Genomic DNA, 26,132 nt, shown 5'->3' with positions numbered 1-26,132 from the left:
CCCCAATGCTAGGACGGCTACGTGTCTTCTTCAGTCCGTGTAACGCGAAGGGACGGCGAGCTCCTGCCCGACCTGGAGCGTGCCGCCGGGAAGGTTGTTCAGGCTGCTGATGTCGTCGATCACGTCGCGCGGGTCGGCGCCGGGGGCGACCTCTCCCGCGATCGACCACAGTGTGTCTCCGGGCATCACCATGACGGTGTCGAACTCGACCGGTGCAGCGTGCTCGCCAGAGGCCAGCGCGGAGCCGCCGGCGATGCCCGCGTAGGCGATGCCGAGCGCGACGGGAGCGGCGGCGACAGCGCTCAGCAGCCGGCGGCCTCGGCGCGTCATCCGCAGCCGCGTGCGCGTCCCGGCCGTGCGGGAGGGGGCGATGCCGGTCGTCGCGATGCCGATGGTGCTCATGTCGTGCTCCTCGTCAGGTGGATCAGCTTTCGCATCCGCCGCTCGGCCGGGAACGGCGGATGCGAAGCTGTGTTCCGAACTTATCTTCGATATCGAACACTTGTCAAGCGTTCTTCGAAATCCGAACCCCGAGTTCATCGACACGCTCGAACAGATCTTCCGGTTTCTGCGACTTCTCGGATACGGTTTCGATAACGACACACCATCACGGACCACCGACATTCGAATCGGCACGCTCTCGGAGCGCGGTGGGCCGGCGCACGAAGGAGCACCGATGAGCGACATCGCAGGCAACGCATCCGAGGTGCCGCGCACCCGGCGCCGTAAGAGCCTGAGCGCGAAGCAGCTGGCCATCCTCGAGGTCATCCAGACCTCGATCGCCACGCACGGGTATCCGCCGAGCATGCGCGAGATCGGCGATGCGGTGGGGCTCAAGTCGCTCTCCAGTGTCACCCATCAGCTCGGGCAGCTCGAGCTGAGCGGCTATCTGCGCCGCGACCCGGGCAAGACCCGCGCGATGGAGGTGCTGATCGACCTGCCGGGCACCAGCACCGAGAACCCCGCCGACGCCGCTCCTCCGGTCGGCGACGCTGCCCTGGTGCCGCTGGTGGGGCAGATCGCCGCCGGTGTGCCGATCACCGCAGAGCAGCAGGTCGAGGAGATCTTCCCTCTGCCCAGGCAGCTGGTGGGCAAGGGCGATCTGTTCATGCTGAAGGTGAACGGCGAGTCGATGATCGACGCCGCGATCTGCGACGGCGACTGGGTCGTCGTGCGCTCGCAGAACACCGCCGAGAACGGCGAGATCGTCGCGGCCATGCTCGACGGCGAGGCCACCGTCAAGACTTTCCGGCAGCGAGACGGGCACACCTGGCTGCTGCCGCGGAACTCGTCCTTCGAGCCGATCCTCGGCGACGACGCCGTCGTCCTCGGCAAGGTCGTCGCGGTGCTCCGCGCGGTCTGACGGTACCGGCGCAGAAGGCGCGGCGCCCCTTCGGGGGCGCCGCGCCTTCTGCTTTGCGGCTCGTCGCCGACCGGGTTCGGGGCGGATTCCCGCATCCGGGGCGGAGCTGTGCCGCCCCGAACGGGAGAATTCGCCCCGAACCAGGGTGAAGGTCACACGGTGGCCGACACGTCCTCGCGGACCCGGCGGGTCGCCTCGACGATGTTGCGCAGCGAGGCGACGGTCTCGTCGTAGCCACGGGTCTTCAGGCCGCAGTCCGGGTTGACCCACAGGCGGCGCACCGGGATCTCGTCGGCGGCACGGCGCAGAAGGCCCTCGACCTCGTCGACCGACGGCACGCGCGGCGAGTGGATGTCGTAGACACCGGGGCCGATGCCGTGGTCGAAGCCGGAGCCGGCGATGTCGGTGACGACCTCCATGCGGCTGCGGGCCGCCTCGATCGAAGTGACGTCGGCGTCGAGCGCTCGGATCGCGTCGATGACCACACCGAACTCCGAGTAGCAGAGATGGGTGTGGATCTGCGTGCCCACCTCGGCGCCGCCCGTGGACAGCCGGAACGAGCGCACAGACCAGTCCAGGTAGGCCGGCTGATCAGCCGTCTTCAGCGGGAGCAGCTCGCGCAGCGCCGGCTCGTCGACCTGGATGATCGCGATGCCCGCGGCCTCGAGGTCGGTGATCTCGTCGCGCAGCGCCAGGGCGACCTGGTTCGCGGTCTCGCCGAGCGGCTGGTCATCGCGGACGAACGACCACGCCAGGATCGTGACGGGACCGGTGAGCATGCCCTTGACCGGCTTCGTCGACAGCGACTGCGCGTACGTCGCCCAGTCCACGGTGATCGGCGCCGGACGCGAGACGTCGCCCCACAGGATCGACGGACGCGTGGCACGCGAGCCGTAGGACTGCACCCAGCCGTTCTCGGTGACGGCGAAGCCGTCCAGGTTCTCGGCGAAGTACTGCACCATGTCGTTGCGCTCGGGCTCGCCGTGCACCAGCACGTCCAGGCCCAGCTCCTCCTGCAGCTCGACGACGCGGTCGATCTCGGCCTTCAGGAAGGTCTCGTACGCCTCGGCCGACAGCTCGCCGCGAGTGTGCTGCGCGCGAGCGCGGCGGATGTCGCCGGTCTGCGGGAACGAGCCGATCGTGGTCAGCGGCAGCGCCGGGAGCTCCAGCGCCTCCTGCGCGGCCTCGCGGTCCGCGAAGTCGGCACGGGAGAAGTCCCCCTCGCCGAGGGCGCGGGAGCGCACGGCGCCGTCGCGCACACCGGGGGCGCTGCGGCGGTCCGCGAGAGCTGCGGTCGCGGCATCCAGCTCGGCGGCGATCGCGTCGCCACCCGCGACGAGACCGCGGGCCAGGGTGACGACCTGGCCGACCTTCTGGTCGGCGAAGGCCAGCCACGAGACCAGACGCTCGTCGAGCTTCGACTCGTCCTCGACGTCGTGCGGCACGTGCAGCAGCGAGGTGGAGGTGGATGCCGCCACGGCGGCGGCGCCCAGGTCGCGCAGCTGCTCGAGCGTGGAGAACGCGCCGGCGAGATCGCCGCGCCAGATGTTGTGGCCGTCGATCACGCCGCCGACGAGGGTCTTCTCGGACAGGCCGCGCACGGCCTGCGGCACGGTGCCGCGGACGAGGTCGACGCCGATGGCCTCGATCGGTGCGGCGGCGAGCACCGCGAGGTTGCCGTCGAGCGACGCGTACGGCGCGGCGACGAAGATCTGCGGGCGATCCGCGCTCTCACCGAGCACCGCGTACGCGCGGCCGGCTGCCTCGCCGAGCTCCGGCGGTGGAGGCGGGGAGCGACTCGCTGACCAGAGCGGGCTCGTCCAGCTGCACCCACTCGGCGCCGGCCGCCTTCAGCTTCGCCAGCAGCTCGGCATAGACCGGCACGAGTTCGTCGAGGCGCGAGAGCGGGTCGTACCCCTCGGGTGCATCGTCCGACGCCTTGGCCAGCGCCAGCAGCGTGACCGGGCCGACGATCACGGGGCGGGTGCGGAACCCGGCATCCGCCGCCTCGGCGACCTCGCGGACGAGGCGGTCGCTGGACAGCGAGAACGTCGTCTCGGGGCCGATCTCCGGCACGAGGTAGTGATAGTTCGAGTCGAACCACTTCGTCATCTCGGCGGGACCGCGATCCCCCTCGCCGCGGGCGACCGTGAAGTACGCAGGCAGTCCGATCGTGCCGTCGGCAGAGCGCAGTTCCTCGAAGCGTGCGGGGATCGCACCGACGGTGACGGTGGCGTCGAGCACCTGGTCGTAGAAGGAGAACGACTCCGGGATGGACGAGTCGTCGCGGCCGAGACCGAGATCGGCCAGGCGCGAACGGTTGGCCGCGCGCAGCTCTGCGGCGGTCTGCTCGAGCTCCTGCTCAGAGATGCGACCGGCCCAGAACGCCTCCACGGCCTTCTTCAGCTCGCGTCGGCGACCGATCCGGGGGTAGCCGAGGACGGTGCCTGCGGGGAAAGCGGTCATGGGGTTCCTCACTTGTCTGGGGTCTTACTGTGTCGGGGTGGACGACGTCTGGAACTGCGGCAGGATGTCCGCCGCGGCCAGGACGTCGAGCACGGTGTCGTGCTGGTTGAACGCATACAGGTGCACGCCGGGCGCTCCGCCGGCCACGACCTCGGCGGCCAGGCGCGCGGCCCACTCGATGCCGATCTGCCGGCGTCCCTCGGCGGTCGGCTCGACCTCGAGCGCGATGACGAGCTCACCGGGGAGCTCCTCACCGGTGAGCTCGAGCACCCGTGCCAGGCGCGTGGGCGAGGTGATCGGCATGATGCCGGGCAGGATCGGGATGGTCACGCCTGCGCGGCGGGCCCGCTCGACGAAGACGAGGTAGTCGTCGGGGTGGAAGAACAGCTGGGTGATCGCGAACGTGGCACCCGCGGCCTGCTTGGCCAGCAGGGCCTCGACATGCTGTGTGCTGTAGGCCGAGCGCGGATGCCCGTTCGGGAACGCCGCCACGGCGATGCTCGCCTTCCGCCGCGGGGCGACTCTGGCGGTGCCGGGGAAGCCGGGGACCGGCGACTCCTCGTACGGCGCGCGCTCCGCCTGCACCCGATCGATCAGCTGCACGAGCTGCGCCGAGGTCTCCAGATCGCCCAGGAACGGCTCGCCCTCGGTGTGCCCCGCGGGCGGATCGCCGCGGAGCGCCAGGAAGCTGAGGATGCCGGCATCCAGGAACTCCCGGATGAGACGTGTCGCGCCGGCGTAGGTGTTCCCCACACAGGTGAGGTGCGCGAGCGGCTCGACATCGGTGTTCTCGCGGATGTAGCGCAGCACCTCGAGCGACCGGCCCCCGGTCGACCCGCCGGCACCGTAGGTGACCGACACGAAATCGGGGCCCGCCGCGGCGAGTCGCTGGATCGTCTCGTGCAGCGCATCGGCGCCCGTCGACGTGCGCGGCGGATACAGCTCGAAGGAGAACGGCACACGGGGCACAGGGCTCTCCTCTGCAGTCGTCGGGGGTGTGTTCTCAGCACCGTAGAACAGCCCGTGCGCGGGTCGCATGTTGTGTGACGCCGTATGTCGCACGCCCTACGCTCGAGACATGGCATCCCCGTACGGCACCTGGCCCTCCCCCTTCGACGCCGCGAGCATGGCCGCCGCGACACCCCGGATCGACGGCGCCCGATTCGTCGGCGACGAGATCTGGTGGGGTGAGTCCGTCCCCGCGGAAGGGGGCCGCATCACCGTGCGCAGCTCGACCGGCGCCGAGATCCTGCCCGCTCCGTGGAACGCCCGCTCCCGCGTGCACGAGTACGGCGGCGGCGCGTGGACGGCGGATGCGGCGGGGATCCTGTTCTTCGTCGACGGCGGCGATCAGCGCGTGTACCGGACGCTGCGGGGCGGTGAGCCCGAGCCGCTCACGGCGCCGGGGCCCCAGTACGGCGGCCTGTCGGTGCAGCAGGGGCGTCTGCTCGCGGTGCGCGAGGACCTGCGGTCCGAGCAGCACCGCCGCGCGATCGTGGAGATCCCCGCCGACGGCTCAGCAGCCGACGACGAGTCGGCCGTGCGCGTGTTCGTCTCGACCAGCGGCTTCGTCGCGCATCCGGCCCTCTCCCCCGACGGCACCCGCATCGCGTGGGTGCAGTGGAACACGGTCCGGATGCCGTGGGAGCAGTGTCTCCTGCACGTCGCGGCCGTCGGCACCGACGACCTCGCCACGATCGGCACGAGCACCGCCCTGCAGCCGGAATGGGTGTCTGATCACGAGCTGCTGTTCCTGGACGACCCGTCCGGGCGCTGGAACCTGGAGCGCGTCGAGCTGGACGGACTGCACGTCGTCTCCCGTCGGGCCTTCCCGTCCGACGCCGACACCGGCGGCGGGCTGTGGGTGCTCGGCAACCGCTGGTACCGGCCTCTGGACGACGGTCGGATCGCGGCCGTGCGCACGAACGGCGCGGACGAGCTCGTCCTGATCGAGCCGGACGGCACGAGCACGCACCTGTCCCTCCCCGTCACGAGCGAAGCGAGCATCGACGACGCCGCGGGTGGACGCATCCTGGTCTCAGGGGCCGGAGCGACGGTCGATCGCGGTCTGTGGGTGCTGGACACCCTGACCGGTCAGGCGTTCGCGGTGCGGGGCGGCGTCCCGATCGATCGGAACTGGGTGGCGGTGCCACGACCGGTGACCTTCGACGGACCGCACGGGCCCGTGCACGCGTTCGACTACCCGCCGACGAACCCCTCAGCCGCAGCCCCGGACGGCGAGCTGCCGCCGTACATCGTCATGGTGCACGGCGGCCCGACCGCGCACGTCGGCGGAGCGGCATCCACCGCCTACACGTACTGGACCAGCCGCGGCATCGGCGTGCTCGACGTGAACTACGGCGGATCCACGGGCTACGGCCGCGCCTACCGCGAACGCCTGAACGGCCAGTGGGGCGTGGCCGACGTGGACGACGTGATCGCGGCCGCACGCGGCCTCGCGGCCTCCGGCGCCTCGGACCCCGACCGCATCGCCATCCGCGGCGGCTCGGCGGGCGGCTGGACCGTGCTCTGCGCGCTCGTGCGCGGGGGCGCCTTCGGCGCCGGGATCAGCAGGTACGGCGTCGCGGACCTGCGGATGCTGGCATCGGACACCCACGACTTCGAGAAGAACTACCTCACCGGGCTGGTGGGCCCGCTTCCAGAGGCGGAGCAGACGTACATCGAGCGGTCGCCGCTCACGCATCCCGACCGGATCTACGTTCCCGTGCTGCTGCTGCAGGGCGCGGACGACAAGGTCGTGCCGCCGAACCAGTCCGAGGCGATCCGCGATGCCCTCGCCGCACGCGGCATCCCGCACGAGTACGTGCTGTTCCCCGGTGAGGGGCACGGCTTCCGGCGTGCCGAGAACATCATCGCCGCATTCGAGGCAGAGCTGGCCTTCCTGGGCCGGACGTTCGGATTCACCCCGAACTGAGAAGGGCCGCTACTCGCCCATCCGGTTGCGCATGCGCATCGCCCGCTCGGCCTCGCGGTTGTCCTGCCGCTCGCGCAGGGTCTGCCGCTTGTCGAACTCGCGCTTGCCCTTCGCCAGAGCGATCTCGACCTTGGCACGCCCGTCCGAGAAGTACAGCCGCAGCGGGATGAGCGTGTACCCGCCGGCGGACACGGCATGCTCGAGCTTGGCGATCTCCTCGCGATGCAGCAGCAGCTTCCGGATGCGCTTGGCCGAGTGGTTCGTCCAGTGCCCCTGCGAGTACTCGGGGATGTGCACGGCATCGAGGTACGCCTCACCGCCCTTGATGAACGCGTAGCCGTCGGTGAGGTTCGCGCGCCCCTGGCGCAGCGACTTCACCTCTGTGCCGGTGAGCACGAGGCCCGCCTCATACGACTTCTCGAGGTTGTAGTCGTGGCGTGCGCGACGGTTGGTCGCGATGACCTTCTCACCGCGTTCCCTGGGCATGTTCTTCTCCTGACGACAGACAGCCCTTCAGCCTACCCTTCGACGGGCTCAGGGACCCAAACGGGCTCAGGGACCCAAACGAGCTCAGGGACCCGAACGGTCAGGTGCGCAGCCAGCGCCGGATCGCGAACCCGGCCGACAGCGCCGCCAGCAGCACGCCGATGCCGATGAGCACGGGGACGACGAAGATCGCGTCCTGCATGTCCACCAGGGGTCGCATGAACGGCACCCGCTCCGCGAGATATCCCTCGACACCGAACTTCACCCCCGCGAGCACGGCGATGCCGGCGAGCACCGAGCCGATGAACGCCGAGAACACGCCCTCGAGCACGAACGGCGTCTGAATGGCCCGGTTGGAGGCGCCGACCAGACGCATGATCCCGATCTCCTTGCGCCGCGCGTAGGCGGACAACCGGATCGTGGTGGCGATCAGCAGCACCGCGGCGATGAGCATCAGCACGGCGATGCCGACCGCGATGTACGTCGCGACGGTGAGCGCCGAGAAAAGCGGGTCGAGCAGCTTCCGCTGATCGTTGACCTCGTCGACACCGCTCATGCCGCCGACCGCCTCGGTGATCACGTCGGACTTCGACGGGTCCTTCAGAGTCACCCGGAACGACTCGGACATCGCGTCGACGCCATAGACGTCGGCCTGCTCCTGGCCGAACTGATCCACGAAGTCCTTGAACGCCTCTTCCTTCGTCTCGAAGCGCAGCTCGCTGATCAGCGGCTTGAGAGCGTCTCCCTCCAGCTGCGCCTTGACGGCGTCGATCTGGTCCTGGGAGGCGGCGCCGGCGGAGCATCCGTCCGTGGTCGACAGCGGCGAGCACAGGTACACCGTGACCTCGGCACGCTCGCCCCAGAACGCCTTCATGGTGCTGATCTGCGTCTGCATGAGGATCGCGGCGCCGACGAACGTCAGCGACACGAAGGTGACGAGGATGACCGAGATCACCATCGACAGATTGCGGCGGAGACCGCCGAGGGCCTCCTTGAGGATGAGTCCGAAGTTCACGAGGTGGGTCCCACTTCCTCGTCGTCGTCGTCACTCAGCCCGAGTCGGTCGGCGACGCCGAGCTCGGCGACGTCGACCTCGGGCAGGACGATCGGATGCGTGCGGGGCTGGTGCCCGTCGGGTGGGAGCGCGGGTGCCGTGGGCTCCGATGCGGCGGACTGCGGCGGTGCCGCATCGGCAGCCGGCGCCGGTTCCGGTGCCGGGAGCGGCGCGGGCGGGGCCTCCGAGGCATCCGGCACGACCACGGGGACCGCCTCGGTCTGCCGCTGCACCTCCTGCACCGCCGTGAGCGCGGCCGTCGCGGCCGCACCGCGCAGCACCTCGGGCGTGAGCCGCGGGATGTTCGAGGTGTCGCCGTATCCGCCGCCGGTCTCGTCACGGATCATCACGCCGTCCTTCAGCTCGATGACGCGACGCTGCATCTGGTCGACGAATCCGGCCTCGTGGGTGGCCATCAGCACCGTGGTGCCGCCCGCGTTCACCCGAGCGAGAAGCTGCATGATGCCGACGGATGTGGCCGGGTCGAGGTTTCCGGTGGGCTCGTCCGCGAGCAGGACCTGCGGCCGGTTGACCAGCGCGCGGGCGATCGCGACACGCTGCTGCTCGCCGCCGGAGAGCTCGTGCGGCATCCGCTTCTCCTTGCCGGCGAGGCCCACCAGCGCGAGCGCCTCGGGGACCGCCTGCTGGATGAATCCGCGCGAGGAGCCGATCACCTGCAGCGAGAAGGCGACGTTCTGGTAGACGGTCTTCGACGGCAGCAGGCGGAAGTCCTGGAACACCGAACCGATGTTGCGCCGGAAGTAGGGCACCTTGCGGTTGGCGAGCGATCGCAGGTCCCGGCCCAGCACGGCGACGCGGCCCGTGGTGGGCACGTCCTCGCGCAGGATGAGGCGGAGGCAGGTGGACTTGCCCGACCCCGAGGCGCCCACGAGGAAGACGAACTCGCCCCGCTCCACCTCGAAGTCGACCTCGTCCAGGGCGGGACGCTTGGTGCCGCGGTACCGTTTGGTGACGTTCTCGAATCGGATCATGGCCTCTTGAGCCTAAGCGGGCGGCGGGCCAGGGCCCTGAGCGACACTCCCCGCGGACGGACCGCTGCGTGCGCATGGGCATCGCTCCCCATGGTCCGCCGTCCCCGCTGCTGATATACACGTACACGGGGCGATTCCGCCCGTCACGGAGGATCGGCGCCGCATCATCGGCGCGACGAGGAGCATCATGAGCATTCCCGCAGGTTGGTACGACGACGGCTCCGGCCGGCAGCGCTGGTGGGACGGTGCCCAGTGGACCGACCAGTTCGCACCGGAGCAGTTCGAAGGCGGGGCGCCGACATCGGCGGCCTCGCCGGAGCAGACGCTGTCGGCGGAGCTCGCGGCGGCCGGCGTGCCCGAGGCCGCCGGGCAGCCGGGACCGGGCGTCACCGCAGACGGGTACCCGGTTGCAGGCCAGGCACCAGGAGCGGCGTATCCCGGCGCCTACACGCCGAGCGCCTACCCGGTCGGCGGCGTCCCCGGTGACGGCGCCCCGAAGAAGAAGGTGTCGGTGCTCTCCTGGATCGCCTTCGGTGTCGCTCTGCTGGGTCTGCTGCTGTGCTGGATCCCGTTCGTCGGCGCATTCCTGCCGTTCGTGGGCCTCGTCCTCTCGATCATCGCGCTGTTCCTGAAGGGCGCCAAGTGGCCGGGCATCGTGGGGCTGGTGGCCGCCGTGATCGGACTCATCGTCTCGATCCTGATCATCGTCGGCATCGTCTATCTCGCGAACAACGCCCGCACCTACGAGGGCTCGTCGAGCAGCTCCTCCGACACCCAGGATGAGAGCACCGACTCGTCGACTTCGGGTGAGCGCCCCAGCGCCGACGAGGTCGCGACGGGCATCCGGACGATCGCCGAGGCGACCGCCAGCTCCGAAAGCTTCACCGACTCCCAGCTGCAGTGCTTCGGCGAGGAGTTCGTCGCGTCGGACATCCCAGACGATGTGCTGCAGGTGATCGCCTCGGGCGAGCCGGCCCTCAGCGATGCAGAGGCCCTGTCCGCCTTCGGCCAGGAGCTGATGGACGCGGCGCCGACCTGCGCTCTGCGCTGAGTCTCGCACCGACACGACGAAGGGCCCGGTTCGCACCGGGCCCTTCGTCGTGTCGGCTGAAGACTCAGTCGTCGTCGTCGCGACGCTTGCGCCACCGGATGCCGGCCGAGATGAAGCCGTCGAGGTCGCCGTCGAAGACGTTCGCCGGGTTGCCGGACTCGTAGCCGGTGCGCAGGTCCTTGACCAGCTGCTGTCCGTAGAGGAAGTAGGAGCGCATCTGGTCGCCCCAGCTGGCCGTGATGTTGCCCGCGAGCTCCTTCTTCTTCGCGGCCTCCTCCTCCTTCTGCAGCAGCAGGAGGCGGGTCTGCAGCACGCGCATGGCGGCGGCGCGGTTCTGGATCTGCGACTTCTCGTTCTGCATCGAGACGACGATGCCGGTCGGGATGTGCGTGATGCGCACCGCCGAGTCGGTGGTGTTGACGGACTGGCCGCCGGGACCGGACGAGCGGAACACGTCGACGCGGATGTCGCCCTCGGGGATGTCCACCTCGGTGGCCTCCTCCATGAGCGGGATGACCTCGACCGCGGCGAAGGAGGTCTGGCGCTTGTCGGCGGAGCCGAACGGGCTGATCCGCGCCAGGCGGTGCGTGCCGGCCTCGACCGAGACGGTGCCGAAGGCGTAGGGCGCGTCGATCTCGAAGGTCGCGGACTTGATGCCGGCGCCCTCGGCGTAGGAGGTGTCCATCACCTTGACGGGGTACTTGTGCCTCTCGGCCCAGCGCAGGTACATGCGCATGAGCATCTCGGCGAAGTCGGTGGCGTCGTCGCCGCCGGCGCCGGAGCGGATCGTCACGATCGCGGCGCGCTCGTCGTACTCGCCGTCGAGCAGCGTCTGCACCTCGAGCTGGTTGATCGTGTCGGTCAGCACCGCGAGCTCGGCACGGGCCTCCTGTGCGGAGTCCTCGTCGCCCATCTCGTTGGCGAGGTCGACGAGCACCTCGAGGTCGTCGAGCCGCTGGGCGATGCCCTCGATGCGCGCGAGTTCGGACTGCCGGTGGCTGAGCGCGCTGGTGACCTTCTGGGCGCGCTCGGTGTCGTCCCAGAGGTCGGGGGCGCCGGCCTCGTCGCTGAGTCGCGCGATCTCGTCGCGCAGTCGGGAGACGTCGACGACCTCACGGATGTCGCCGAAGGTGAGTCGCAGGGCCTGGATGTCGGCGGAGAGATCGAGTTCGAGCATGGTCCCACCAGCCTACCGCCGCGCGGTGCTCCGCCGATCTGCGCGGTTAGTCTGAACCGTGTGCTCCCCTACGGTCCGTGCCCGGCTCAGCTGCGCGGCGCTGCTGGCCGTGGCGGTCGCCCTGGCCGGGTGCACGTCGGCCGCACCGACGGATCTTCTGCCTGCTGGCGGCGTCGACTACCAGCTCGGCACACCGTACGACGCGCCGTCGGGCACGGCGATCGTCGCCAGAGACCGACTTGCCCCTCCGGAACCCGACACGTTCTCGATCTGCTACATCAACGCCTTCCAGACCCAGCCCGGCGAGCTCGGGGACTGGCCGGCCGATACTCTGCTGCGGTCCGATGGAGAGACCGTGCGTGATCCGGACTGGCCGGACGAAGTCCTCCTCGACCTCGGCGACGCCGGTGCACGGCACCTCGTCGTCGAACACGTCGGCGGCTGGATCCGGGGCTGCGGCGAGCGCGGATTCGACGCCGTGGAGCTGGACAACCTCGACAGCTTCACCCGTTCGGGCGGGGCGTTCGACGCCGACGCGGCGGTGCAGACGGCGACGACACTGGTCGGCGTGGCGCACGATGCGGGACTGCTGGCCGGGCAGAAGAACGCCGCCGAGCACTCGTCTCGGATGCGCGAGGAGGCCGGATTCGACTTCGCGATCGCCGAGGAGTGCGCGGCCTTCGAGGAGTGCTCCGCCTACGCCGACGTCTACGGCGAGAACGTGATCGACATCGAGTATCCGGACACACAGGGCGACTTCCCCGGCACCTGCGCCGCGGGCATCCTCCCCGAGCGCACGGTGCTGCGCGATCGCCTGCTCGTCGCCCCCGGCGAGAAGGGCTACCTGCTCGAGCGCTGCTGAGAGTTCGTGTGATCGGGGGCTCGCGACGGCAGTAGCGTGGATCAGGTGAGCAGCGCATCCACGGTCCTGAGGCAGTTCGGACCGATGGTGTACGCGCCGACGCTGCTGTTCTCGCTGGGCGAGGGCGCCGTGATCCCCCTCATCCCGGTCATCGCCTCCCGGCTGGGCGCCGACGTCGCGTTCGCAGCTCTGGTCGCCTCCGCGCTGGTCGTCGGTCAGCTCTGCGGCAATCTTCCGGCCGGCTGGGCCGTCGCGAAGCTCGGCGAGCGGTGGACCATGGTGATCGCCGGCATCGTGTCGATGGGCGCCGCCGCGGGGATGCTGCTGTCGCCCGTGCTGTGGGGATTCACGGCATCCGTGTTCCTGCTGGGCTTCTGCGCTGCGGCGTTCGGGCTGGCCAGGCACGCGTTCATGACGACGCGGGTGCCACTGGAGTTCCGGGCGAGGGCGCTGTCCCTGCTGGGCGGCAGTTACCGGCTCGGCGTCTTCATCGGTCCTTTCGTCGCCGCTGGCCTGCTGGGAGTGTTCCGCACCGAGTACGCCGCGATCTGGTTCTTCCTCGTCTGCCTCATCGCGATGGTCGTGCTGGTCACGTTCGGCCCGGATCCGGAGAAGGAGTTCGCCCCGCTTCCGGTGGCGGATTCGCGGATGCTCGAGGACACCGGCGAGGCCGTGACCGGCTCGATTCCCACGGCGGCCGGCGGCGTCTTCCGCACGATGTGGGAGAACCGCGGCGTGCTGGGTCGTCTCGGGCTCGCCGCGGCCGCCCTGTCGGCCGTCCGATCCACACGTCAGGTGGTGCTGCCGCTGTGGGGTGTGTCGCTCGGCCTGGACGCGCAGACGATCGCGCTGGTGGTCGGCGTCTCGGGAGCGATCGACTTCGCGCTGTTCTACGCCAGCGGGCAGGTGATGGACCGGTTCGGCCGACTGTGGGCGGCGATGCCCGCGATGATCCTGATGGGCTGCGGGTTCCTCGTGCTCTCGCTGACCCACGACCTGGACTCCGCGACGCTGTGGTTCGGCATGCTGGCGGCGGTGCTCGGCGTGGGCAACGGCCTCTCCAGCGGCATCCTGCTGACGCTCGGCGCTGACACCGCTCCGCAGCGCGACCCAGCGGCGTATCTCGGCTCGTGGCGCACGCTGACGGATGCCGGCGGTGCGATCGCCCCGCTGCTGGTGTCGGCGATCACTGCGCTGTTCGCGCTGCCGCTCGCGGCGGCCGCGATGGGGGTGGTCGGCCTGCTCGGCGCTGCCGGCTTCATCCGGTGGATCCCGCGGTTCGTGCCGCGACCGACGGATTAGTCACGCCGGCGGTCACTGCAGAGCCGTGCGGCTCGTCGCCGTCGCCTCCAGGGGGACACCGTCGGGGACGAAAGGCGAGAACAGTGGCGGATGCCACGCCGCAGCCACCGTGACGCGAGCCGAGACCCCGTCCGGGCTGGAGGCCGACACGAGTGCGGCATCCGGCGCCGTCGCCGCGACGATCGCCGCGGCCTGCTCGCGGATGAGATCGTCCGTCAGTTCCGCACGCACACCATCGCCCTCGGCGGTCAGGCTGAAGCCGTCGGCACCGGCGAGCGCGGCGGCGTCGGCGAGAGCGTCGAGTCGCTTCTGCGCGATGTACAAGTCGGTCGCGCAGACGCAGACGAAGAGCACGGCGATCGCGAGCAGCGTGTAGCCCAGGATGAGCGGGAGGATGCTGCCGTCCTCGTCTTCGGCGAGGGCGCGGCGGATGCAGGCCGTGCGGCTCACTGCGCACCCCACAGCCGGGAGGTCTTCTGAGCGGCCGACGCCTCGATGGGAATCGCCGTGATCTCGTCGAGCCCGGCGATCGGCGGCATGAACGGCAGGGTCAGACGCGTCGACACCGTCACGACGACGGTCGCCCCGGCGCGGGGACAGGGGCCGCCCGCCGGCACGCAGTTCAGCGCGACGTCGACGTCGTCCATGCCGTACTCCTCCCGTACGCTGGCCAGCACCGCATCGGCGCGCGCCGTGGCCGCCGAGGAGTCGGGTGCCTGGCCGATGGCGCGTGCTGTGTGCCTGGCTGCCGCCTCCGCGCCGAGCGTCTGCTCCTGCACGGAGCCCAGGGCGATCACCAGGTACACCAGCGGGACGAGCAGCAGGATGCCCGCGGTGATGAACTCGAGGGCTGCCGATCCCTCATCATCCGTCGCCCAGGGTCTCCACCGGCGCATGCGCTTCCACCTCCATCGCGTACGGGATGCCGATCAGGCCGATCACCGGCAGGGTGGCGCGCACGCGCACGACGACGGTCGGATGCCCGAGGCGTCCGCTCTCGCCGACCGCGACGTCCTCCGCGAAGCCGGTGCCGACCGCCCGCGCGATCACCTGTTCCGTGCGCGCCGCTCCCGCGCGAAGCGAGGTGTCGGCGAGTGCGGCGTAGTGCGCGCCCTCGACGGCCGCGTCATGCACGACGTTGCGCACGTACACGGCGAAACCCAGCTGCAGGACGGCGAGCGTCAGCGCGGTCAGCAGCGCACCGACGAGCACGAACTCGACGGGACTCGACCCGCGCTCGTCCGCCGGCGACCGCTCCTGCGTCCGCACGTGTGCTCAGCCGATGCCCGAGACGCTGGACATCGCCTGCTCGAAGAGGTTCGTGAGCGCCGGGCCGGCGACGGCCCAGATCAGGACGACCAACCCGCTCATAACGCCATGAGCGTATTATGCGAGCATGGCGACACGACGTAGACGGCTCAGCGCACTGGACACTCTCGGCCCCGAGACGGCGGTGATCTACTGCCGCATCTCGCAAGACCGCACGGGCGAGATGCTGGGCGTGGAGCGCCAGGAGCCGAAGTGCCGCGCGCTCGCCGCGCGCCTCGGGCTGGAGGTGACGCACGTCTACGTGGACAACGACATCAGCGCCACGAGCGGCAAGACGCGGCCCGAGTTCGAGGCCATGATCGCGTCGAGGCCCGAGGTCATCATCGCGTGGCATCAAGACCGCCTCCTACGCCTCACGAGCGACCTGGAGAAGGTCATCGACCTCGGCATCGACGTGCACTTCGTGGAGTCGTACAAGGGCGGGCTCGACCTCGCGACGCCAGCCGGTCGCGCTGTCGCTCGCACAGTCGCCGCGTGGAGCCAGTACGAAGGCGAGCAGAAGGCGATCCGGCAGTGGGAGGCGAACGAGCAACGCGCGCACAAGGGCCACTGGCAGTTCTCCCGCCGCCCGTTCGGTTATGACCGCGTGAACGGCTCCATCGTCGTCGTCCCCGACGAGGCCGACATCGTGCGCGAGGGCTACCGGCGCTACATCGACGGCGAGAGCCAGTACGCCATCGCCAACGATTGGAACGCGCGCGGCATCCCGACGCACGACACGAACGCACCCGAGGGCGAGCGCACCGTCTGGTCGATGCGCCGCGTTCAGCAGTTGCTCCGCAACTCGCACTACGCCGGTCACGTCACCTACCTGGGCGAGCGCGTCGAGGCTGAGCCGACGTGGGAGCCTCTGATCGACGCTCGCACCTGGGACGACTACATCGCGACGCGCGAGGGCCGCACGCGCCCGGGCTCGTGGTCAACGGCCACGAAGCACCTCCTGAGCGGCATGCTCGTCTGCGGCGTGTGCGGTGGCCGCATGCTCGCACGGCCCGAGTACCGGAAGAACCCGGACGGCTCGCGGCGCACCCAGCAGTCGTACCAGTGCACGACCAACTGGTGCGTCTCGATCCTCGCGCGCGACGTGGAGCCGTACATCGAGGGCGTAGTGCTCGGGCGGCTCCAGGATCGGCGCATCGTCTCAGCCCTACGCCAGACCCCCGACATCGCACCCGTCCAGGCTGAGCTCAAAGAACTCCGCGACCGCGAGGCCACCCTCGTCGGCCTCGTCGCTGACGGCCTGTTGAACAAGAGCGCCGCCCGCGAGCGCGCACAAGGGCTCCAGGCGAAGATCGATGCCGCGCAGAAGCGCTTGACCACGATGCGCCGCAAGTCCCCCTCACCGACATCGCGCTGGCCCGTGCGGTGCCGACGAAGTGGAAGCGGTTGGGCGTGCTCGGGCAACGGCGCGTCATCGAAGAACTGGGGCTCGTCATCACGATCACCAAGGGCCGTCCCGGACGCCGTGCGCTCGGCCCAGACGGCGAGCGCCTGCCCGATCTCCGGCGCATCGTGCTCGCCTGGACGTAAGTCGCTGTGCGCCCCGCTGAGGCGCTGACCCCGCGAATCGACCCGACGACACGGAACTGCTGCTGATCGCGGCCCAGCGCGGCACGTGGGGCCGCTCGCGCCAATCGTGCCGGTGAATGAGCCGATGAGCGCGCAGATTCGCCTCGCTTGTACACGTGAGATGTACAACAACCCCAGGTCATGAGTGAAATCTCCCCTTGCGTGCTGGTGGCTCGCATGCTTACGCTTGAGCCGTCAGGCACACGTCCCAACAAGTGAATACCAACTGAACACCCCCAACGAAAGGCAGTCCCGGCTCGCGCTCGGGCACCAGCGCTTTCGTTGAAGGATCTACCAGTTGGACTCGTTCCCGACACCACGCAAGGCCCGCTCCGATCTGGGCCACGCCTACCAGCGCAAGAGCCCGCCCGGAGTTATCGCCGAGCGTCGCGCCGACCTCGCCGCCGCGAACATCGCTGCGGCCATCGAGCGCGCGCTGGCTGAGGCTCCCCCGCTCACAGACGAGCAGTGCGAACGCCTCGCCGCCATGCTGAGGCGCGTGGCATGAGCAAGCGCGGGTGGAACGCGAGCTTGCCGACTCGCTGGCTCACCGACCCCACGATGGCAGACCTTTCCGCGTGCGAGTTCGCCACTCACGCCCGAGCTCTCATGTTCGGCATCGAGCACGAGACGGACGGGCTCATCCCAACGAAAGCGCTACGTCTGCTCCTGCCGGCGGACTGCGCGCTCGATGAAGTCGTGGCGGGTCTGATCGAGAACGCGGTGTGGACGACGACCGCCACCGGCTTCCAGATCGTGGATTGGGCCGAGACGCAGACAACGAAGGCGCAGATGGAGCGAACCCGCAAGCAGGGCCGAGAACGTCAGCGCAAGTTCCAGGCCAACCTCAAAGCGGAGGCTCAGGCGGCTAACGGCGTTAGTGATGCGTCAGTAGCGCGTACCCCGGAAATAAGACAAGACCAAACCAAACCAGCTAAGGCAGGGCCAAGAGTCGAGAGCGAGAAAAACGACGTCCTCGCACCAAGTGTTGCCGTCGTTGACGCGGTTCGGAGCAACTGGGGAGCGCCGCGATGATGCTCTGGCCTACCCGCGTCCCCGGTCAGCCGTACCTGTGGGTGCTAGACCTCTCGACCGGAGCTCCTGCCGCCCGCTGTGCTGAGCACGACGAGGAGACCACGCCTGAGGGTGTGTGCCTGATCTGCGTCACGTGCTGGTATCTCGCGCTCGGTGCCGATCCGGCGAGCGCCCGTCCGTGCGCAGTATGTCGTCTGCCGTTGCACCCCGCAGTCATCGCGGAGGGCTTCACTGTCCATCCGTCGTGCGACTTCAGCCACGTGCCCGAGGAGTGGACATGAGGCGCTCAAAACCGCGTCGTCAGGTACGGGCGGCACCACATCTCAAGCTGCCTGCGCTGTTCGACATGCCCGAGGAGAGCCATGCCCCGACCCACTCCACCCACTGACCCGCTGGATCGCGCACGCCGCGAGGTCCTCATCGGCATCCTGTTGGCGATGAAGCGCCGGGGGCTGCCCGAGGGTGTCAAGCCCGACCCGAACGCGACCACAGAGAGCCTGCGGGCCACGCTCATCGCCATGGCGCAAGAGCACCGCCGCAACGCGTTCGGCGGGCAGACTCCGGCACCGTTCAGGCCGATTCTGCTGAACCAGGGGACTGAACATGAGCACTCGTGACCGCACCCGCATCGCTGAGAACCGAGCGCTCGCCGTCCGCCTCCGCGAGGCTGGCGCGCCGTACCGCTCCATCGCTCGCCAACTCGATGTGAGCGTCGGACGCGCCCACCAGCTCGTCATGGAGGCGCTGGCCGCGAACACCGTCGAGGCCGTGGACAGCTTGCGGCAGATCGAGTCCGCACGCCTCGACGCGATGCAGGCGGCTCTGTGGCCTCAGGCGCTATCGGGCAACGCACGAGCCATCGACACGCTGATCCGGCTCAGCGCTCGCCGTGCGAGGCTCATGGGCCTTGACACTCAGCAGGACATCACCCTCGTGACCGTCGAATACCGCGAGCGTTTCGAAGCCGAGTTCGACCGCCTCGTCGCCACCATGAGCGGGGAACGACGATGACCGCCATGAGCAAGGCCGCGATCCTGCGCGGCATGCGCGAGTCCACCGAGCGCCGCAAGCGTGCCGACGCCGCCGCCGTGGCCCGTGCTCGTGCCGCTAGCGCTCGCGCTCGCCTCGACGCACTCAGCGACCACCCGGAGCCCGCGCCCGTCGATCCGCTCGCCGCCGCTGCTGAACGCACCCGCCGACTGGCTCCGTACCGATCCGACATCACGCGGATGGAGCAGGCACGACGCGCTGACCTCCTCGCCGCGATCCCCGACCAGCATCCCGAGTTCGAGTGGAGCCCGACATGACACACCGCATTGATGATTCTCATCGCATCCGATCAGCCCAGCACGGTGGCCTCGATCCCGAGACGGCCGACAGGGTGATGGATCGGGAGTTCCGCACCCGCGAGTCCCGCCGCGACGACCGCGACGTGTGGGACGACCACCCGGTCGCTGACCCCGCCGTCGTCGCGCTCGTGGCATCGCAGATCGCCCGTGATGCTGTCATGCCTGGGACGCTGGCAATCGCCTGCACCGTGCACGATGCCCAGCCGGGTGCCTACTGCTTCCGAGGTGCGCACGGCGTCTGCGGCGACCGCATCACCAGGCGGATGAACATCGGAATCGTCCCATGAAGTATCCGGGCGAGTCCTGGCAGACCGAGAACATACGTCGCGACCTCGCCGCCGCCCAAGAGCGACAACGAGCCGAAGCCGCCGAGGCCGAGCGTCAGCGCGCCGCCCGCATTCGCGCTGCTGAAACCCGCGCCACCCCCGTGCTCGTCGCCGCTGAACACACCATCCGACCGGAGCCCGCACCAGCGGCACCGGCACCAGAGCCGCCACGATCACGTCGTTGGCGCTACGAGAACCCGGCCTCGTTCTACTCCGTGGCCGTCGAGGAGGAACCCCATGCCCATGACCAGTGACCTTTCGCCCATCGGGCTCCGAGCGACACCCGAAGGACTCCTGCCGTGCGCCGTCTGCGGCATCGCCACAGCGCCCGAGCACCTGACCGACTACCCGGTGCTCAGCCGCCTCCACGCGACCCCTGGCGGTGAGCGGAGTGAAACCATGCAGGACGGCGCGAGCACGAGCCTCCCGACGTGCGACGACTGCCGCGCGCTCGACAGCACCGCCCAGAGCATCGCCACGGTGCATCGCCACCTTCGGGCCTCCCTCGGGTCGGTCGCGACCTGGCGTGTCCAGTGCGCGCTCTACGCGCTGTCCGCGCTCGGCGCGCCGATCCCGGACGCGAGCGTGAGCGGCCCACAGCTGTCGGCGCTCGTGCACCGTCTCAGCATCCCAGGCGCTCTCGCCGCGTACTCGCGCCGCTTCTCACCCACCTGGCTCCCCGACGCGACGACCAAGCAGTCAGCACGCGAACGCTGGTCGGCTGTCGATCCGTTCGTCATCCGCGACTGCCAGCGCGGCCTCGTGGACGTGAGCGTTGACATGCGCCCGAGCCGCGCTCTCGACGGCGGACCATGCGCATGGTGCGGCACGACGAGCGCACACGGACGCCGCAAGAGCGAGGCATGGCCCGGGGACGGGCTCTGCGTGACGTGCTGGATCACCAAGCGCGACGGCGGCGGCTGGTACGACGCCTTCGTGGCCTTCATCGACCCCGACCGCGCCATCCGCCGTCGTGTCCCCGGCACGCTCGACCTCGACGGCATCCGCCCGTGGTCGCAGGCTCGCGGTCGGAGCGACGGCACGGCGTGGAACCACGCGGGCGACCGCGACTCGCTCCGACAGCAGGTCGCGCGGCTCGTCGGAGTGACACTGTAGGCGATTCGGACACACCTCGGGTCTCGGTGCGCGACACTGTCCGAGCTCGCCGCTACCATGTGGAGCGGGCCCCGTTCTCGGCGGCAGAACGGAAGGGCGAGGACGATGACGATCGCAGCGAACAGCAATCTGTCGGCGGCGAAGAGCGCGAAGAACGATGAGTTCTACACGCAGTGGGCGGACATCGAGCGCGAGATGAACGCCTACTTGGAGTTCGACCCCGATGTGTTCCGGGACAAGATCGTTCTGCTCCCGTGCGACGACCCCGAGTGGAGCAACTTCGCGAAGTACTTCGCGCTCCACTTCGTAGATTTCGGACTGAAGAAGCTGATCTCAACTTCCTTCGCGCCGGACAGCAACCCGGCCGGCCAGTTCTATGCGCCCACCTTGTTCGAGACCGCAGACCCGAAGTTCGACGCGACGAAGACGCGGCTGAACGGCAAGAAGTTTGTTCTGGAGTCCGACGACATCTCCGGAGACGGCGTGATCAACATCGACGACCTCCAGTGGGAGTACCTCGACGGGAACGGCGACTTTCTGAGCGCCGAAGTCACCGCTCTGCGCGATGAGGCGGATGTCGTGATCACCAACCCGCCGTTCAGTCTGTTCCGCGAGTTCGTCAATTGGCTGTTCGCCGGAGGAAAGAAGTTCTCCGTTATCGGCAACAACAACGCAGTGACCTACAGGGAGATCTTCCCGAGGCTTCAGGGCAATGAGCTGTGGAAAGGCGCGACGGGGAACACAACCGACATGGTGTTCGGGGTGCCGAAGGGTGCACAAGTCAGCGAGGCCGACAGGCGCAAAGCTGAGCGCTTGGGATATCCGCCCACCGACGATTACGACTTCACGCGTCTGGGCAACTCATGCTGGTTCACGAACATCGACCACGGTCGGCGTCACGAGCCCATGCAGATGATGACGGTCGCCGACAACCTGCGGTTCAGCCGGCATAAGGACTTGAAGGGTGGCGAGTACCGAAAGTACGAGAATTACGACGCGATCGAAGTCTCATACACGGACTCGATCCCCAGTGATTACGAGGGCGTGATGGGCGTCCCCATCACTTTTCTTGACAAGTACAACCCCGACCAGTTTGAGATATTGGGGCGCAGTCACCATCTCGAATGGGCACAGTCCGACGAGTGCGGCTTCTTCACACCACCTTCGACTGAAGTCCAAGCCAAGCATCGCGCCAACGACCGGACGTGGCGGGTACAGATCGCGTACTTGACGGATGACGATGGTGCGGCGCACTGCATGTACCAGCGTCTGTTCATTCGCCACCGAAAGGTCGACCAGTGAAGACCGAGCTTCAGCATTACACGGTCGGCGAGGTGCTCAAGGGCTTCGTCTACAACGAGCTCGAAGGCAAGGGCCTGTTTGGCCTCGACGGCAAGCTGGTCATTCAGCCCGAGTACCAGCGCAACTACATCTACAACGACGGTAAGCGCGATGCGGCGGTCATCGACTCGCTGCTCAAGGGCTATCCGCTCGGGCTGATCTATTTCAACGTCGAAGGCCCGACACTCGAAGTGCTCGACGGCCAGCAGCGCATCACGAGCGTGGGTCGCTTCGTCACCGGCAAGTTCGCCATCAAGGTCGATGGCAAGGAGCAAACCTTCTCGTCACTCCCGAAGAACCTGCAGCAGAAGATTCTGGACACGAAGCTCGACATCTACGAGTGCGACGGCGACGAAGACGAGATCAAGCAGTGGTTCCAGACGATCAACATCGCCGGTGTCCCGCTGAACAAGCAAGAGCTGCTGAACGCCATCTACTCTGGCCCGTTCGTCACGAAGGCCAAGGCGGAGTACAGCAACTCGCACAACGCCAACATGCAGAAGTGGCAGTCGTACATCTCGGGTGATCCCAAGCGTCAGGACATCCTCGCCGAAGCCTTGGACTGGGTCGCTTCATCCGAAGCCAAGACCGTAGATGGCTACCTCGGCGCGCATCGCTTGGATGCTGATATCAACGGCCTCCGAACCTACTTCACGTCCGTCATCGATTGGGTCGGGAGTGTGTTCATTCGTCCGCCGGACAAGGAGATGCGCGGTCTCGACTGGGGCGCGATGTACGAGCGCTTTCATTCGCAGTCGTACAGCGCCTCGAAGATGGAGGCTCGGCTTGAGGAGCTGCGGGGAGACCCTGGCGTCAACAGCCGAAAGGGCATTTACGAGTATCTGCTCGGTGGCGAGAAAGAACCGCAATTGCTCGACATCCGCCTGTTCGACGAGAAGACGAAGAATCTCGCCTACACGCAGCAGACCGCAAAGGCTAAGGCAGCCGGTGCTTCGAACTGCCCGCTGTGCGCCGTCGGGAACAACGCCAACAAGGCTCGCATCTACGCTCGCGCCGAAATGGATGCCGATCACGTCGCCGCGTGGTCGAAGGGTGGCGCAACTGATCTGGCCAACTGCGAGATGCTGTGCGTCCCGCACAATCGCGCGAAGGGCAACCGGTAGCACAGCCTTCCCGTCAACATAGATCGCAGGCCCGCGCACGACACGACGAAGCGCGCGGCTCGCGAGCCCAGCAACGACGCGGCGATACCGGCTAAATAGGCTCAGGCTGTTACGGCTGGTAGGCCGGCCGTCATCAACGTGACGAGCACCCAGCCCGGCACATCGCCGCGCTCGTCGGCGGCGAGTTCGCGTGCGCCGCGGAACAAGCTCTTGATGGTGGTCATGTGTCTCCTCCGATCTGACTCAGCCGAGGCCGAGCCGCAGTATGAACATCCCCGGATAGATCGCGAACAGCACCGAGAGCGGCAGGATGAGGAACACGAGGGGAAGGAGCATGAGGATCTCCTTCCGGCCGGCCTGCTCGATGAGCACGCGTTTGGCCTCCTCGCGGGCATCGCCCGCCTGGGCCTGGAGCACCCCGGCCAGCGGGGCACCGTGCTCCAGGGCCGCAGTCAGCTGGTCCACCGCGCGGCTGAGCGCCGGAAGCTGCAGGCGTCCAGACATCTCGGCGAGCGCGTCGGCGAGCGGTGAGCCGGTGTTCACGGCCAGCACGACCCTGCGCAGCTCCTCGGTGAGCTCTCCGGTGCCGATGGCGGACACCCGCTTCAGGGCGTCGGGCAGCGACTCCCCGCGGCCAGGCACAGCGCGAGGAACTCCAGCATGGTGGGCAGCTCATCGGCGAGCCGCGCCCGGCGAGCCTTCGCGCGCGCGGTCAGCTGGGCGTCGTATCCGATCGAGCCGACGGCGGCGCCGATGACCGGCAGCAGCGCGGTCGGCACGCTGAGACGTCCCGACATCGCGAGCGCGACGACCGCGACCGAACCGGCGAGGAGACCGGCGAGTGCCCAGCCGAGCTGGCGGGCGCGGAAGGTCGACGGCTCCTGAGCACTGCCCGCCTGGGACAGCCGCTGCCGCAGTGCGTCGCCACCGCCCAGCATCCGTTCGAAGCCCGTCTGCAGTCGATCGCGCAGCCGGCGTCCACTCACCGGGAGCAGCCCGGAACTGGGCAGCACCCCGGCGGGGAGCAGCTCATCGGGGACGACGTCGCGCACGTACGGGGCGATGCGCCGATCGAGCGGGAGTGCGCGCCAGCGCGGGAGCGCGAAGAGGATCGAGATCAGGCCCGCACCGAGGGCACCGCCGAGCAGCACCGCGATCGCGGCGTCGGTGACGGCGCTCATCCGAACCACCGCCCCGGCTCGGGAAGGCGGCCGATGCGCAGCATGACCCGGTACGCCACCACCGACACGGCCGCCCCCACGCAGATCACGAGCACACCCTCTGGCGTCGAGTAGGCTCGCGCGCCCTCGGGGCGCATGGCGAGCAGCGCCAGGATCACCCACGGGGCGATGCTGCCGAGCACGGCGGCCCCGTCGGATCCAGGACTGCCGCGCCTCGACCTCGCCGCGCAGCGCGGCGTCGGCGCGCACCGACGACGACAGTGCGCGCAGCACGCCGGTGAGCTCCGTGCCGCCGACCTGACGCGCCATGCGCAGGGTCTCGACGATGCGATCGGCGATCGGGTCGGCCAGGGTCGCCTTCAGCCGATCCAGACTGGTCTCGAAGCGGCCCGTCGCACGCAGATCCCTGGCGAACACGGCGAACGCGGGACGCACCGCCTGCGGTGCGCTGTCGGCCAGCGAGGCGACCGCGTCTGGTAGGGAGAGCCCGACCCGGATCGCCGCGACGAGCAGGTCGCAGACGTCGGGCCACAGCTGCCTGCGCGCTTTGCGCAGACGCAGCCGCCGTCCGCGGAGATAGAGCACCGGCGCGGCGGCGCCCGCGAGCGCGGCGAGCACGCCGAGCACGGGCAGCGATGTGAGCAGCCAGGCGATCGCGGCCGCTCCGAGCGCGGCCGCGACCATCACGGCGATCAGTGTGCTCGGCGAGGTGCGTCCGTGCCCGGACTCCCCGAGCAGGCGAGTGAGCGCGCCATCCCGTGCCGGGCGCTCGGCCCGCGCACCGCCGGGCCAGAGCCAGGGCGACGCCACGAGCACGAGTCCGGCGGCGAGCATCCCGCCGAGAAGCAGCGTCATGAGAGCGCCTCCGCCCGGTAGACGGGACGGGTGAGGATGCGTCCGCCGGCGACCTCACCGGTCGGTGCGAGGATCTCGGTGACCCTGCGCCGCCCGTCCGGCTCGCGGACGACGTGCACGACGAGGGACACGGACGCGGCGAGCGCCGGCGCGATGAACGCGCGGTCGATGTTGCGCCCCGCCAGCAGGGGAAGCAGGCAGAGCTTGTCGAGCGCTTCCGTCGCCGAGTTCGCATGGATCGTTCCCGCGGCGGGGACGCCGGTGTTCAGCGCGAGCACGAGATCGAGGGCCTCGGCATCGCGCACCTCACCGACGACGAGCCGCTCCGGCCGCATGCGGAGCGCTTCCTTGACCAGCCTGCGGAGGGTGATCTCGCCGCTGCCCTCGAGGCTGGCCTGCCGGCCCTGCAACGCGACGACGTCGGGCCCCTCGACGGCGAGCTCGAAGGTCTCCTCGACCGTGACGATGCGCTGCTCGTCGGCGCAGGATGCCAGCAGCGCGCCGAGCAGGGTCGTCTTGCCGGCGTGCGTGGCCCCCGACACGATGATGCTCCGCCCCTCGGAGACAGCCGCGCGCAGCATCCGTCCGACATCGGGCGGCAGGGATCCGCCTGCCACCAGTGAGTCCAGAGTGCGATGCTGCGGAAGGAACTTGCGGATGTTCACCGCCCACGAGCCGCGGACGACGTCCGCGATGGCGACGTGCAGTCGTGATCCGTCCGGAAGGGAGGCATCGACGAACGGCTGGCTGATGTCGACCCGGCGCCCTGTCGAATGCAGCATCCGCTCGACGAGATCGCGCACGATCGCATCGGTGAGGCGCAGATCGAGGCGGGTCTTCTCGCCGTCGCGGATCACGAAGATCCGGTCCGGCGCGTTGATGAGGATCTCCTCGATCTCGGGATCGTCGAGCAGCGGCTGCAGCGGTCCGAAGCCGGACACGGATGCCAGCACGTCGCGCACCAGGGCCGGTTCGTCGTCGATGAACATCTCGCCGCGGGCGAGCGCCCGGTCGTTGTGCCGCCGGACCTCGGCCTGCGCGATGCGCCGAGCCTCTTCGGGAGCGGTGGACGGATCGGTGTTCTCCAGGCGCAGTCGCCGCCTGACGCGCTCGGCGACGACGACGGACGGATGACTCACGTGGGCATCGTGTCAGAAATCGCGAACCGGCCTCGAAAGTTATCCACAGGAAGGCCCGACAGTAGACTGACTGACGCCGC

The 26,132-nt window shown here is 69.0% G+C and carries 29 protein-coding genes and 1 pseudogene; 16 read left to right on the top strand and 14 right to left on the bottom strand.

Annotated elements, in window-relative coordinates:
* Positions 1-30: 30 nt before the first annotated feature.
* A complete protein-coding gene (locus L2X99_RS02965; protein WP_236125135.1) occupies positions 31-402 on the bottom strand; it encodes a LysM peptidoglycan-binding domain-containing protein in 372 nt (123 codons plus the stop codon).
* A gap of 274 nt (positions 403-676) precedes the next feature.
* Here L2X99_RS02965 and lexA point away from each other — a divergent pair, with 274 nt between their 5' ends.
* Complete coding sequence (gene lexA / locus L2X99_RS02960) at positions 677-1,363, top strand: transcriptional repressor LexA (protein WP_236126921.1); 687 nt, start codon at positions 677-679, stop codon at positions 1,361-1,363.
* A 152-nt stretch (positions 1,364-1,515) separates the two neighbouring features.
* Here the strand turns inward: lexA and metE are convergent.
* Both metE and L2X99_RS02950 read right to left on the bottom strand, forming a co-directional pair.
* Positions 1,516-3,829 (bottom strand): annotated as a pseudogene (gene metE, locus L2X99_RS02955) (5-methyltetrahydropteroyltriglutamate--homocysteine S-methyltransferase).
* Positions 3,830-3,853: 24 nt separating this feature from the next.
* The gene (locus L2X99_RS02950) at positions 3,854-4,798 is read right to left on the bottom strand and encodes a methylenetetrahydrofolate reductase (RefSeq protein WP_236125136.1); all 945 of its coding nucleotides are present in this window, start codon (positions 4,796-4,798) and stop codon (positions 3,854-3,856) included.
* Positions 4,799-4,907: 109 nt separating this feature from the next.
* On the opposite strand from L2X99_RS02950, the gene L2X99_RS02945 reads away from it, so the two are divergent.
* A complete protein-coding gene (locus tag L2X99_RS02945; RefSeq protein WP_236135612.1) occupies positions 4,908-6,764 on the top strand; it encodes a prolyl oligopeptidase family serine peptidase in 1,857 nt (618 codons plus the stop codon).
* Between the two features lie 9 nt (positions 6,765-6,773).
* On the opposite strand, the gene smpB is transcribed toward L2X99_RS02945, so the two are convergent.
* From smpB to ftsE, 3 genes are all read right to left on the bottom strand, one after another.
* Positions 6,774-7,250, bottom strand: coding sequence for an SsrA-binding protein SmpB (gene smpB, locus L2X99_RS02940; RefSeq protein ID WP_236125138.1), 477 nt, complete (start codon positions 7,248-7,250; stop codon positions 6,774-6,776).
* 100 nt (positions 7,251-7,350) lie between these two features.
* Positions 7,351-8,265 carry a permease-like cell division protein FtsX gene (gene ftsX, locus L2X99_RS02935; protein ID WP_236125139.1) on the bottom strand — a complete coding sequence of 305 codons (915 nt, stop codon included), beginning with the start codon at positions 8,263-8,265 and terminating at the stop codon, positions 7,351-7,353.
* Positions 8,262-9,296 (bottom strand): cell division ATP-binding protein FtsE, encoded by a 1,035-nt coding sequence (gene ftsE / locus L2X99_RS02930; protein WP_236135611.1) that lies wholly within the window; start codon positions 9,294-9,296, stop codon positions 8,262-8,264. Before ftsE ends, ftsX begins: the two co-directional genes overlap by 4 nt.
* A gap of 187 nt (positions 9,297-9,483) precedes the next feature.
* Between ftsE and L2X99_RS02925 the strand changes: the two genes are divergently transcribed.
* Complete coding sequence (locus L2X99_RS02925; protein ID WP_236125140.1) at positions 9,484-10,347, top strand: DUF2510 domain-containing protein; 864 nt, start codon at positions 9,484-9,486, stop codon at positions 10,345-10,347.
* Between the two features lie 64 nt (positions 10,348-10,411).
* Here the strand turns inward: L2X99_RS02925 and prfB are convergent, their stop codons facing one another.
* Positions 10,412-11,524 (bottom strand): peptide chain release factor 2, encoded by a 1,113-nt coding sequence (prfB, locus tag L2X99_RS02920; protein WP_236125141.1) that lies wholly within the window; start codon positions 11,522-11,524, stop codon positions 10,412-10,414.
* Positions 11,525-11,582: 58 nt separating this feature from the next.
* Here prfB and L2X99_RS02915 point away from each other — a divergent pair, with 58 nt between their 5' ends.
* Together L2X99_RS02915 and L2X99_RS02910 are read left to right on the top strand one after the other, a co-directional pair.
* The gene (locus tag L2X99_RS02915) at positions 11,583-12,386 is read left to right on the top strand and encodes an endo alpha-1,4 polygalactosaminidase (RefSeq protein WP_236125142.1); all 804 of its coding nucleotides are present in this window, start codon (positions 11,583-11,585) and stop codon (positions 12,384-12,386) included.
* A gap of 84 nt (positions 12,387-12,470) precedes the next feature.
* On the top strand, positions 12,471-13,688 hold the full coding sequence (locus tag L2X99_RS02910) for an MFS transporter (RefSeq protein ID WP_236135897.1): 1,218 nt from the start codon (positions 12,471-12,473) through the stop codon (positions 13,686-13,688).
* Between the two features lie 12 nt (positions 13,689-13,700).
* Here the strand turns inward: L2X99_RS02910 and L2X99_RS02905 are convergent, their stop codons facing one another.
* Genes L2X99_RS02905 through L2X99_RS02895 form a run of 3 tightly spaced genes read right to left on the bottom strand, consistent with a single transcriptional unit; the run spans position 13,701 to position 14,957 of the window.
* Entirely contained in the window at positions 13,701-14,138 is a 438-nt protein-coding gene (locus tag L2X99_RS02905; RefSeq protein ID WP_236135610.1) for a pilus assembly protein TadG-related protein, read from the bottom strand.
* A complete protein-coding gene (locus L2X99_RS02900; protein WP_236125144.1) occupies positions 14,135-14,584 on the bottom strand; it encodes a TadE family protein in 450 nt (149 codons plus the stop codon). The genes L2X99_RS02905 and L2X99_RS02900 overlap by 4 nt, the downstream gene beginning before the upstream one ends.
* Complete coding sequence (locus L2X99_RS02895; protein ID WP_236125145.1) at positions 14,553-14,957, bottom strand: TadE/TadG family type IV pilus assembly protein; 405 nt, start codon at positions 14,955-14,957, stop codon at positions 14,553-14,555. Before L2X99_RS02895 ends, L2X99_RS02900 begins: the two co-directional genes overlap by 32 nt.
* A 127-nt stretch (positions 14,958-15,084) precedes the next feature.
* Here L2X99_RS02895 and L2X99_RS02890 point away from each other — a divergent pair, with 127 nt between their 5' ends.
* The 11 genes from L2X99_RS02890 to L2X99_RS02840 all read left to right on the top strand — a co-directional run bounded on the left by L2X99_RS02890 (position 15,085) and on the right by L2X99_RS02840 (position 22,877).
* Positions 15,085-16,575 (top strand): recombinase family protein, encoded by a 1,491-nt coding sequence (locus L2X99_RS02890; protein ID WP_236125146.1) that lies wholly within the window; start codon positions 15,085-15,087, stop codon positions 16,573-16,575.
* 309 nt (positions 16,576-16,884) lie between these two features.
* Positions 16,885-17,094: a hypothetical protein gene (locus L2X99_RS02885; protein ID WP_236125147.1), complete on the top strand. Its 210-nt coding sequence runs from the start codon at positions 16,885-16,887 to the stop codon at positions 17,092-17,094.
* Positions 17,091-17,621 carry a hypothetical protein gene (locus tag L2X99_RS02880; protein ID WP_236125148.1) on the top strand — a complete coding sequence of 177 codons (531 nt, stop codon included), beginning with the start codon at positions 17,091-17,093 and terminating at the stop codon, positions 17,619-17,621. The genes L2X99_RS02885 and L2X99_RS02880 overlap by 4 nt, the downstream gene beginning before the upstream one ends.
* Positions 17,622-17,983: 362 nt before the next feature.
* Positions 17,984-18,238 (top strand): hypothetical protein, encoded by a 255-nt coding sequence (locus L2X99_RS02875; RefSeq protein WP_236125149.1) that lies wholly within the window; start codon positions 17,984-17,986, stop codon positions 18,236-18,238.
* Between the two features lie 118 nt (positions 18,239-18,356).
* Positions 18,357-18,632, top strand: a complete 276-nt coding sequence (locus L2X99_RS02870; RefSeq protein WP_236125150.1) for a hypothetical protein — start codon at positions 18,357-18,359, stop codon at positions 18,630-18,632.
* Between the two features lie 5 nt (positions 18,633-18,637).
* Positions 18,638-18,928, top strand: a complete 291-nt coding sequence (locus L2X99_RS02865; protein WP_236125151.1) for a hypothetical protein — start codon at positions 18,638-18,640, stop codon at positions 18,926-18,928.
* Positions 18,925-19,257 (top strand): hypothetical protein, encoded by a 333-nt coding sequence (locus L2X99_RS02860; protein ID WP_236125152.1) that lies wholly within the window; start codon positions 18,925-18,927, stop codon positions 19,255-19,257. The genes L2X99_RS02865 and L2X99_RS02860 overlap by 4 nt, the downstream gene beginning before the upstream one ends.
* Entirely contained in the window at positions 19,254-19,550 is a 297-nt protein-coding gene (locus tag L2X99_RS02855) for a hypothetical protein (RefSeq protein ID WP_236125153.1), read from the top strand. The genes L2X99_RS02860 and L2X99_RS02855 overlap by 4 nt, the downstream gene beginning before the upstream one ends.
* Complete coding sequence (locus tag L2X99_RS02850) at positions 19,540-20,412, top strand: hypothetical protein (RefSeq protein WP_236135609.1); 873 nt, start codon at positions 19,540-19,542, stop codon at positions 20,410-20,412. The genes L2X99_RS02855 and L2X99_RS02850 overlap by 11 nt, the downstream gene beginning before the upstream one ends.
* Before the next feature lie 105 nt (positions 20,413-20,517).
* A complete protein-coding gene (locus L2X99_RS02845; protein WP_236125155.1) occupies positions 20,518-21,714 on the top strand; it encodes an adenine-specific methyltransferase EcoRI family protein in 1,197 nt (398 codons plus the stop codon).
* Complete coding sequence (locus tag L2X99_RS02840) at positions 21,711-22,877, top strand: GmrSD restriction endonuclease domain-containing protein (RefSeq protein WP_236125156.1); 1,167 nt, start codon at positions 21,711-21,713, stop codon at positions 22,875-22,877. The genes L2X99_RS02845 and L2X99_RS02840 overlap by 4 nt, the downstream gene beginning before the upstream one ends.
* Before the next feature lie 101 nt (positions 22,878-22,978).
* On the opposite strand, the gene L2X99_RS17765 is transcribed toward L2X99_RS02840, so the two are convergent.
* Genes L2X99_RS17765 through L2X99_RS02820 form a run of 4 tightly spaced genes read right to left on the bottom strand, consistent with a single transcriptional unit; the run spans position 22,979 to position 26,052 of the window.
* Positions 22,979-23,101 carry a hypothetical protein gene (locus L2X99_RS17765; RefSeq protein ID WP_268928542.1) on the bottom strand — a complete coding sequence of 41 codons (123 nt, stop codon included), beginning with the start codon at positions 23,099-23,101 and terminating at the stop codon, positions 22,979-22,981.
* 19 nt (positions 23,102-23,120) lie between these two features.
* Positions 23,121-23,519: a type II secretion system F family protein gene (locus L2X99_RS02835; protein ID WP_236135608.1), complete on the bottom strand. Its 399-nt coding sequence runs from the start codon at positions 23,517-23,519 to the stop codon at positions 23,121-23,123.
* The gene (locus L2X99_RS18110) at positions 23,483-24,913 is read right to left on the bottom strand and encodes a type II secretion system F family protein (RefSeq protein ID WP_329608124.1); all 1,431 of its coding nucleotides are present in this window, start codon (positions 24,911-24,913) and stop codon (positions 23,483-23,485) included. Before L2X99_RS18110 ends, L2X99_RS02835 begins: the two co-directional genes overlap by 37 nt.
* The gene (locus L2X99_RS02820; protein ID WP_236125159.1) at positions 24,910-26,052 is read right to left on the bottom strand and encodes a CpaF family protein; all 1,143 of its coding nucleotides are present in this window, start codon (positions 26,050-26,052) and stop codon (positions 24,910-24,912) included. Before L2X99_RS02820 ends, L2X99_RS18110 begins: the two co-directional genes overlap by 4 nt.
* Positions 26,053-26,132 lie beyond the last annotated feature (80 nt).

It is taken from the genome of Microbacterium sp. KUDC0406, assembly GCF_021582875.1.
Taxonomy (GTDB): domain Bacteria; phylum Actinomycetota; class Actinomycetes; order Actinomycetales; family Microbacteriaceae; genus Microbacterium.
Note: the sequence above shows the minus strand (reverse complement) of the source record. Positions and strands in the feature narration are given on the sequence as shown.

Bases quoted from the DNA above. Each gene is read 5' to 3' on its own strand.
- L2X99_RS02965 (WP_236125135.1), bottom strand. From the start codon at position 402: ATGAGCACCATCGGCATCGCGACGACCGGCATCGCCCCCTCCCGCACG.
- lexA (WP_236126921.1), top strand. From the start codon at position 677: ATGAGCGACATCGCAGGCAACGCATCCGAGGTGCCGCGCACCCGGCGC.
- L2X99_RS02945 (WP_236135612.1), top strand. From the start codon at position 4,908: ATGGCATCCCCGTACGGCACCTGGCCCTCCCCCTTCGACGCCGCGAGC.
- smpB (WP_236125138.1), bottom strand. From the start codon at position 7,250: ATGCCCAGGGAACGCGGTGAGAAGGTCATCGCGACCAACCGTCGCGCA.
- ftsE (WP_236135611.1), bottom strand. From the start codon at position 9,296: ATGATCCGATTCGAGAACGTCACCAAACGGTACCGCGGCACCAAGCGT.
- L2X99_RS02925 (WP_236125140.1), top strand. From the start codon at position 9,484: ATGAGCATTCCCGCAGGTTGGTACGACGACGGCTCCGGCCGGCAGCGC.
- prfB (WP_236125141.1), bottom strand. From the start codon at position 11,524: ATGCTCGAACTCGATCTCTCCGCCGACATCCAGGCCCTGCGACTCACC.
- L2X99_RS02910 (WP_236135897.1), top strand. From the start codon at position 12,471: ATGGTGTACGCGCCGACGCTGCTGTTCTCGCTGGGCGAGGGCGCCGTG.
- L2X99_RS02900 (WP_236125144.1), bottom strand. From the start codon at position 14,584: ATGCGCCGGTGGAGACCCTGGGCGACGGATGATGAGGGATCGGCAGCC.
- L2X99_RS02890 (WP_236125146.1), top strand. From the start codon at position 15,085: ATGGCGACACGACGTAGACGGCTCAGCGCACTGGACACTCTCGGCCCC.
- L2X99_RS02880 (WP_236125148.1), top strand. From the start codon at position 17,091: ATGAGCAAGCGCGGGTGGAACGCGAGCTTGCCGACTCGCTGGCTCACC.
- L2X99_RS02875 (WP_236125149.1), top strand. From the start codon at position 17,984: ATGCCCCGACCCACTCCACCCACTGACCCGCTGGATCGCGCACGCCGC.
- L2X99_RS02870 (WP_236125150.1), top strand. From the start codon at position 18,357: ATGGAGGCGCTGGCCGCGAACACCGTCGAGGCCGTGGACAGCTTGCGG.
- L2X99_RS02865 (WP_236125151.1), top strand. From the start codon at position 18,638: ATGAGCAAGGCCGCGATCCTGCGCGGCATGCGCGAGTCCACCGAGCGC.
- L2X99_RS02860 (WP_236125152.1), top strand. From the start codon at position 18,925: ATGACACACCGCATTGATGATTCTCATCGCATCCGATCAGCCCAGCAC.
- L2X99_RS02855 (WP_236125153.1), top strand. From the start codon at position 19,254: ATGAAGTATCCGGGCGAGTCCTGGCAGACCGAGAACATACGTCGCGAC.
- L2X99_RS02850 (WP_236135609.1), top strand. From the start codon at position 19,540: ATGACCAGTGACCTTTCGCCCATCGGGCTCCGAGCGACACCCGAAGGA.
- L2X99_RS02845 (WP_236125155.1), top strand. From the start codon at position 20,518: ATGACGATCGCAGCGAACAGCAATCTGTCGGCGGCGAAGAGCGCGAAG.
- L2X99_RS17765 (WP_268928542.1), bottom strand. From the start codon at position 23,101: ATGACCACCATCAAGAGCTTGTTCCGCGGCGCACGCGAACTCGCCGCC.
- L2X99_RS18110 (WP_329608124.1), bottom strand. From the start codon at position 24,913: ATGACGCTGCTTCTCGGCGGGATGCTCGCCGCCGGACTCGTGCTCGTG.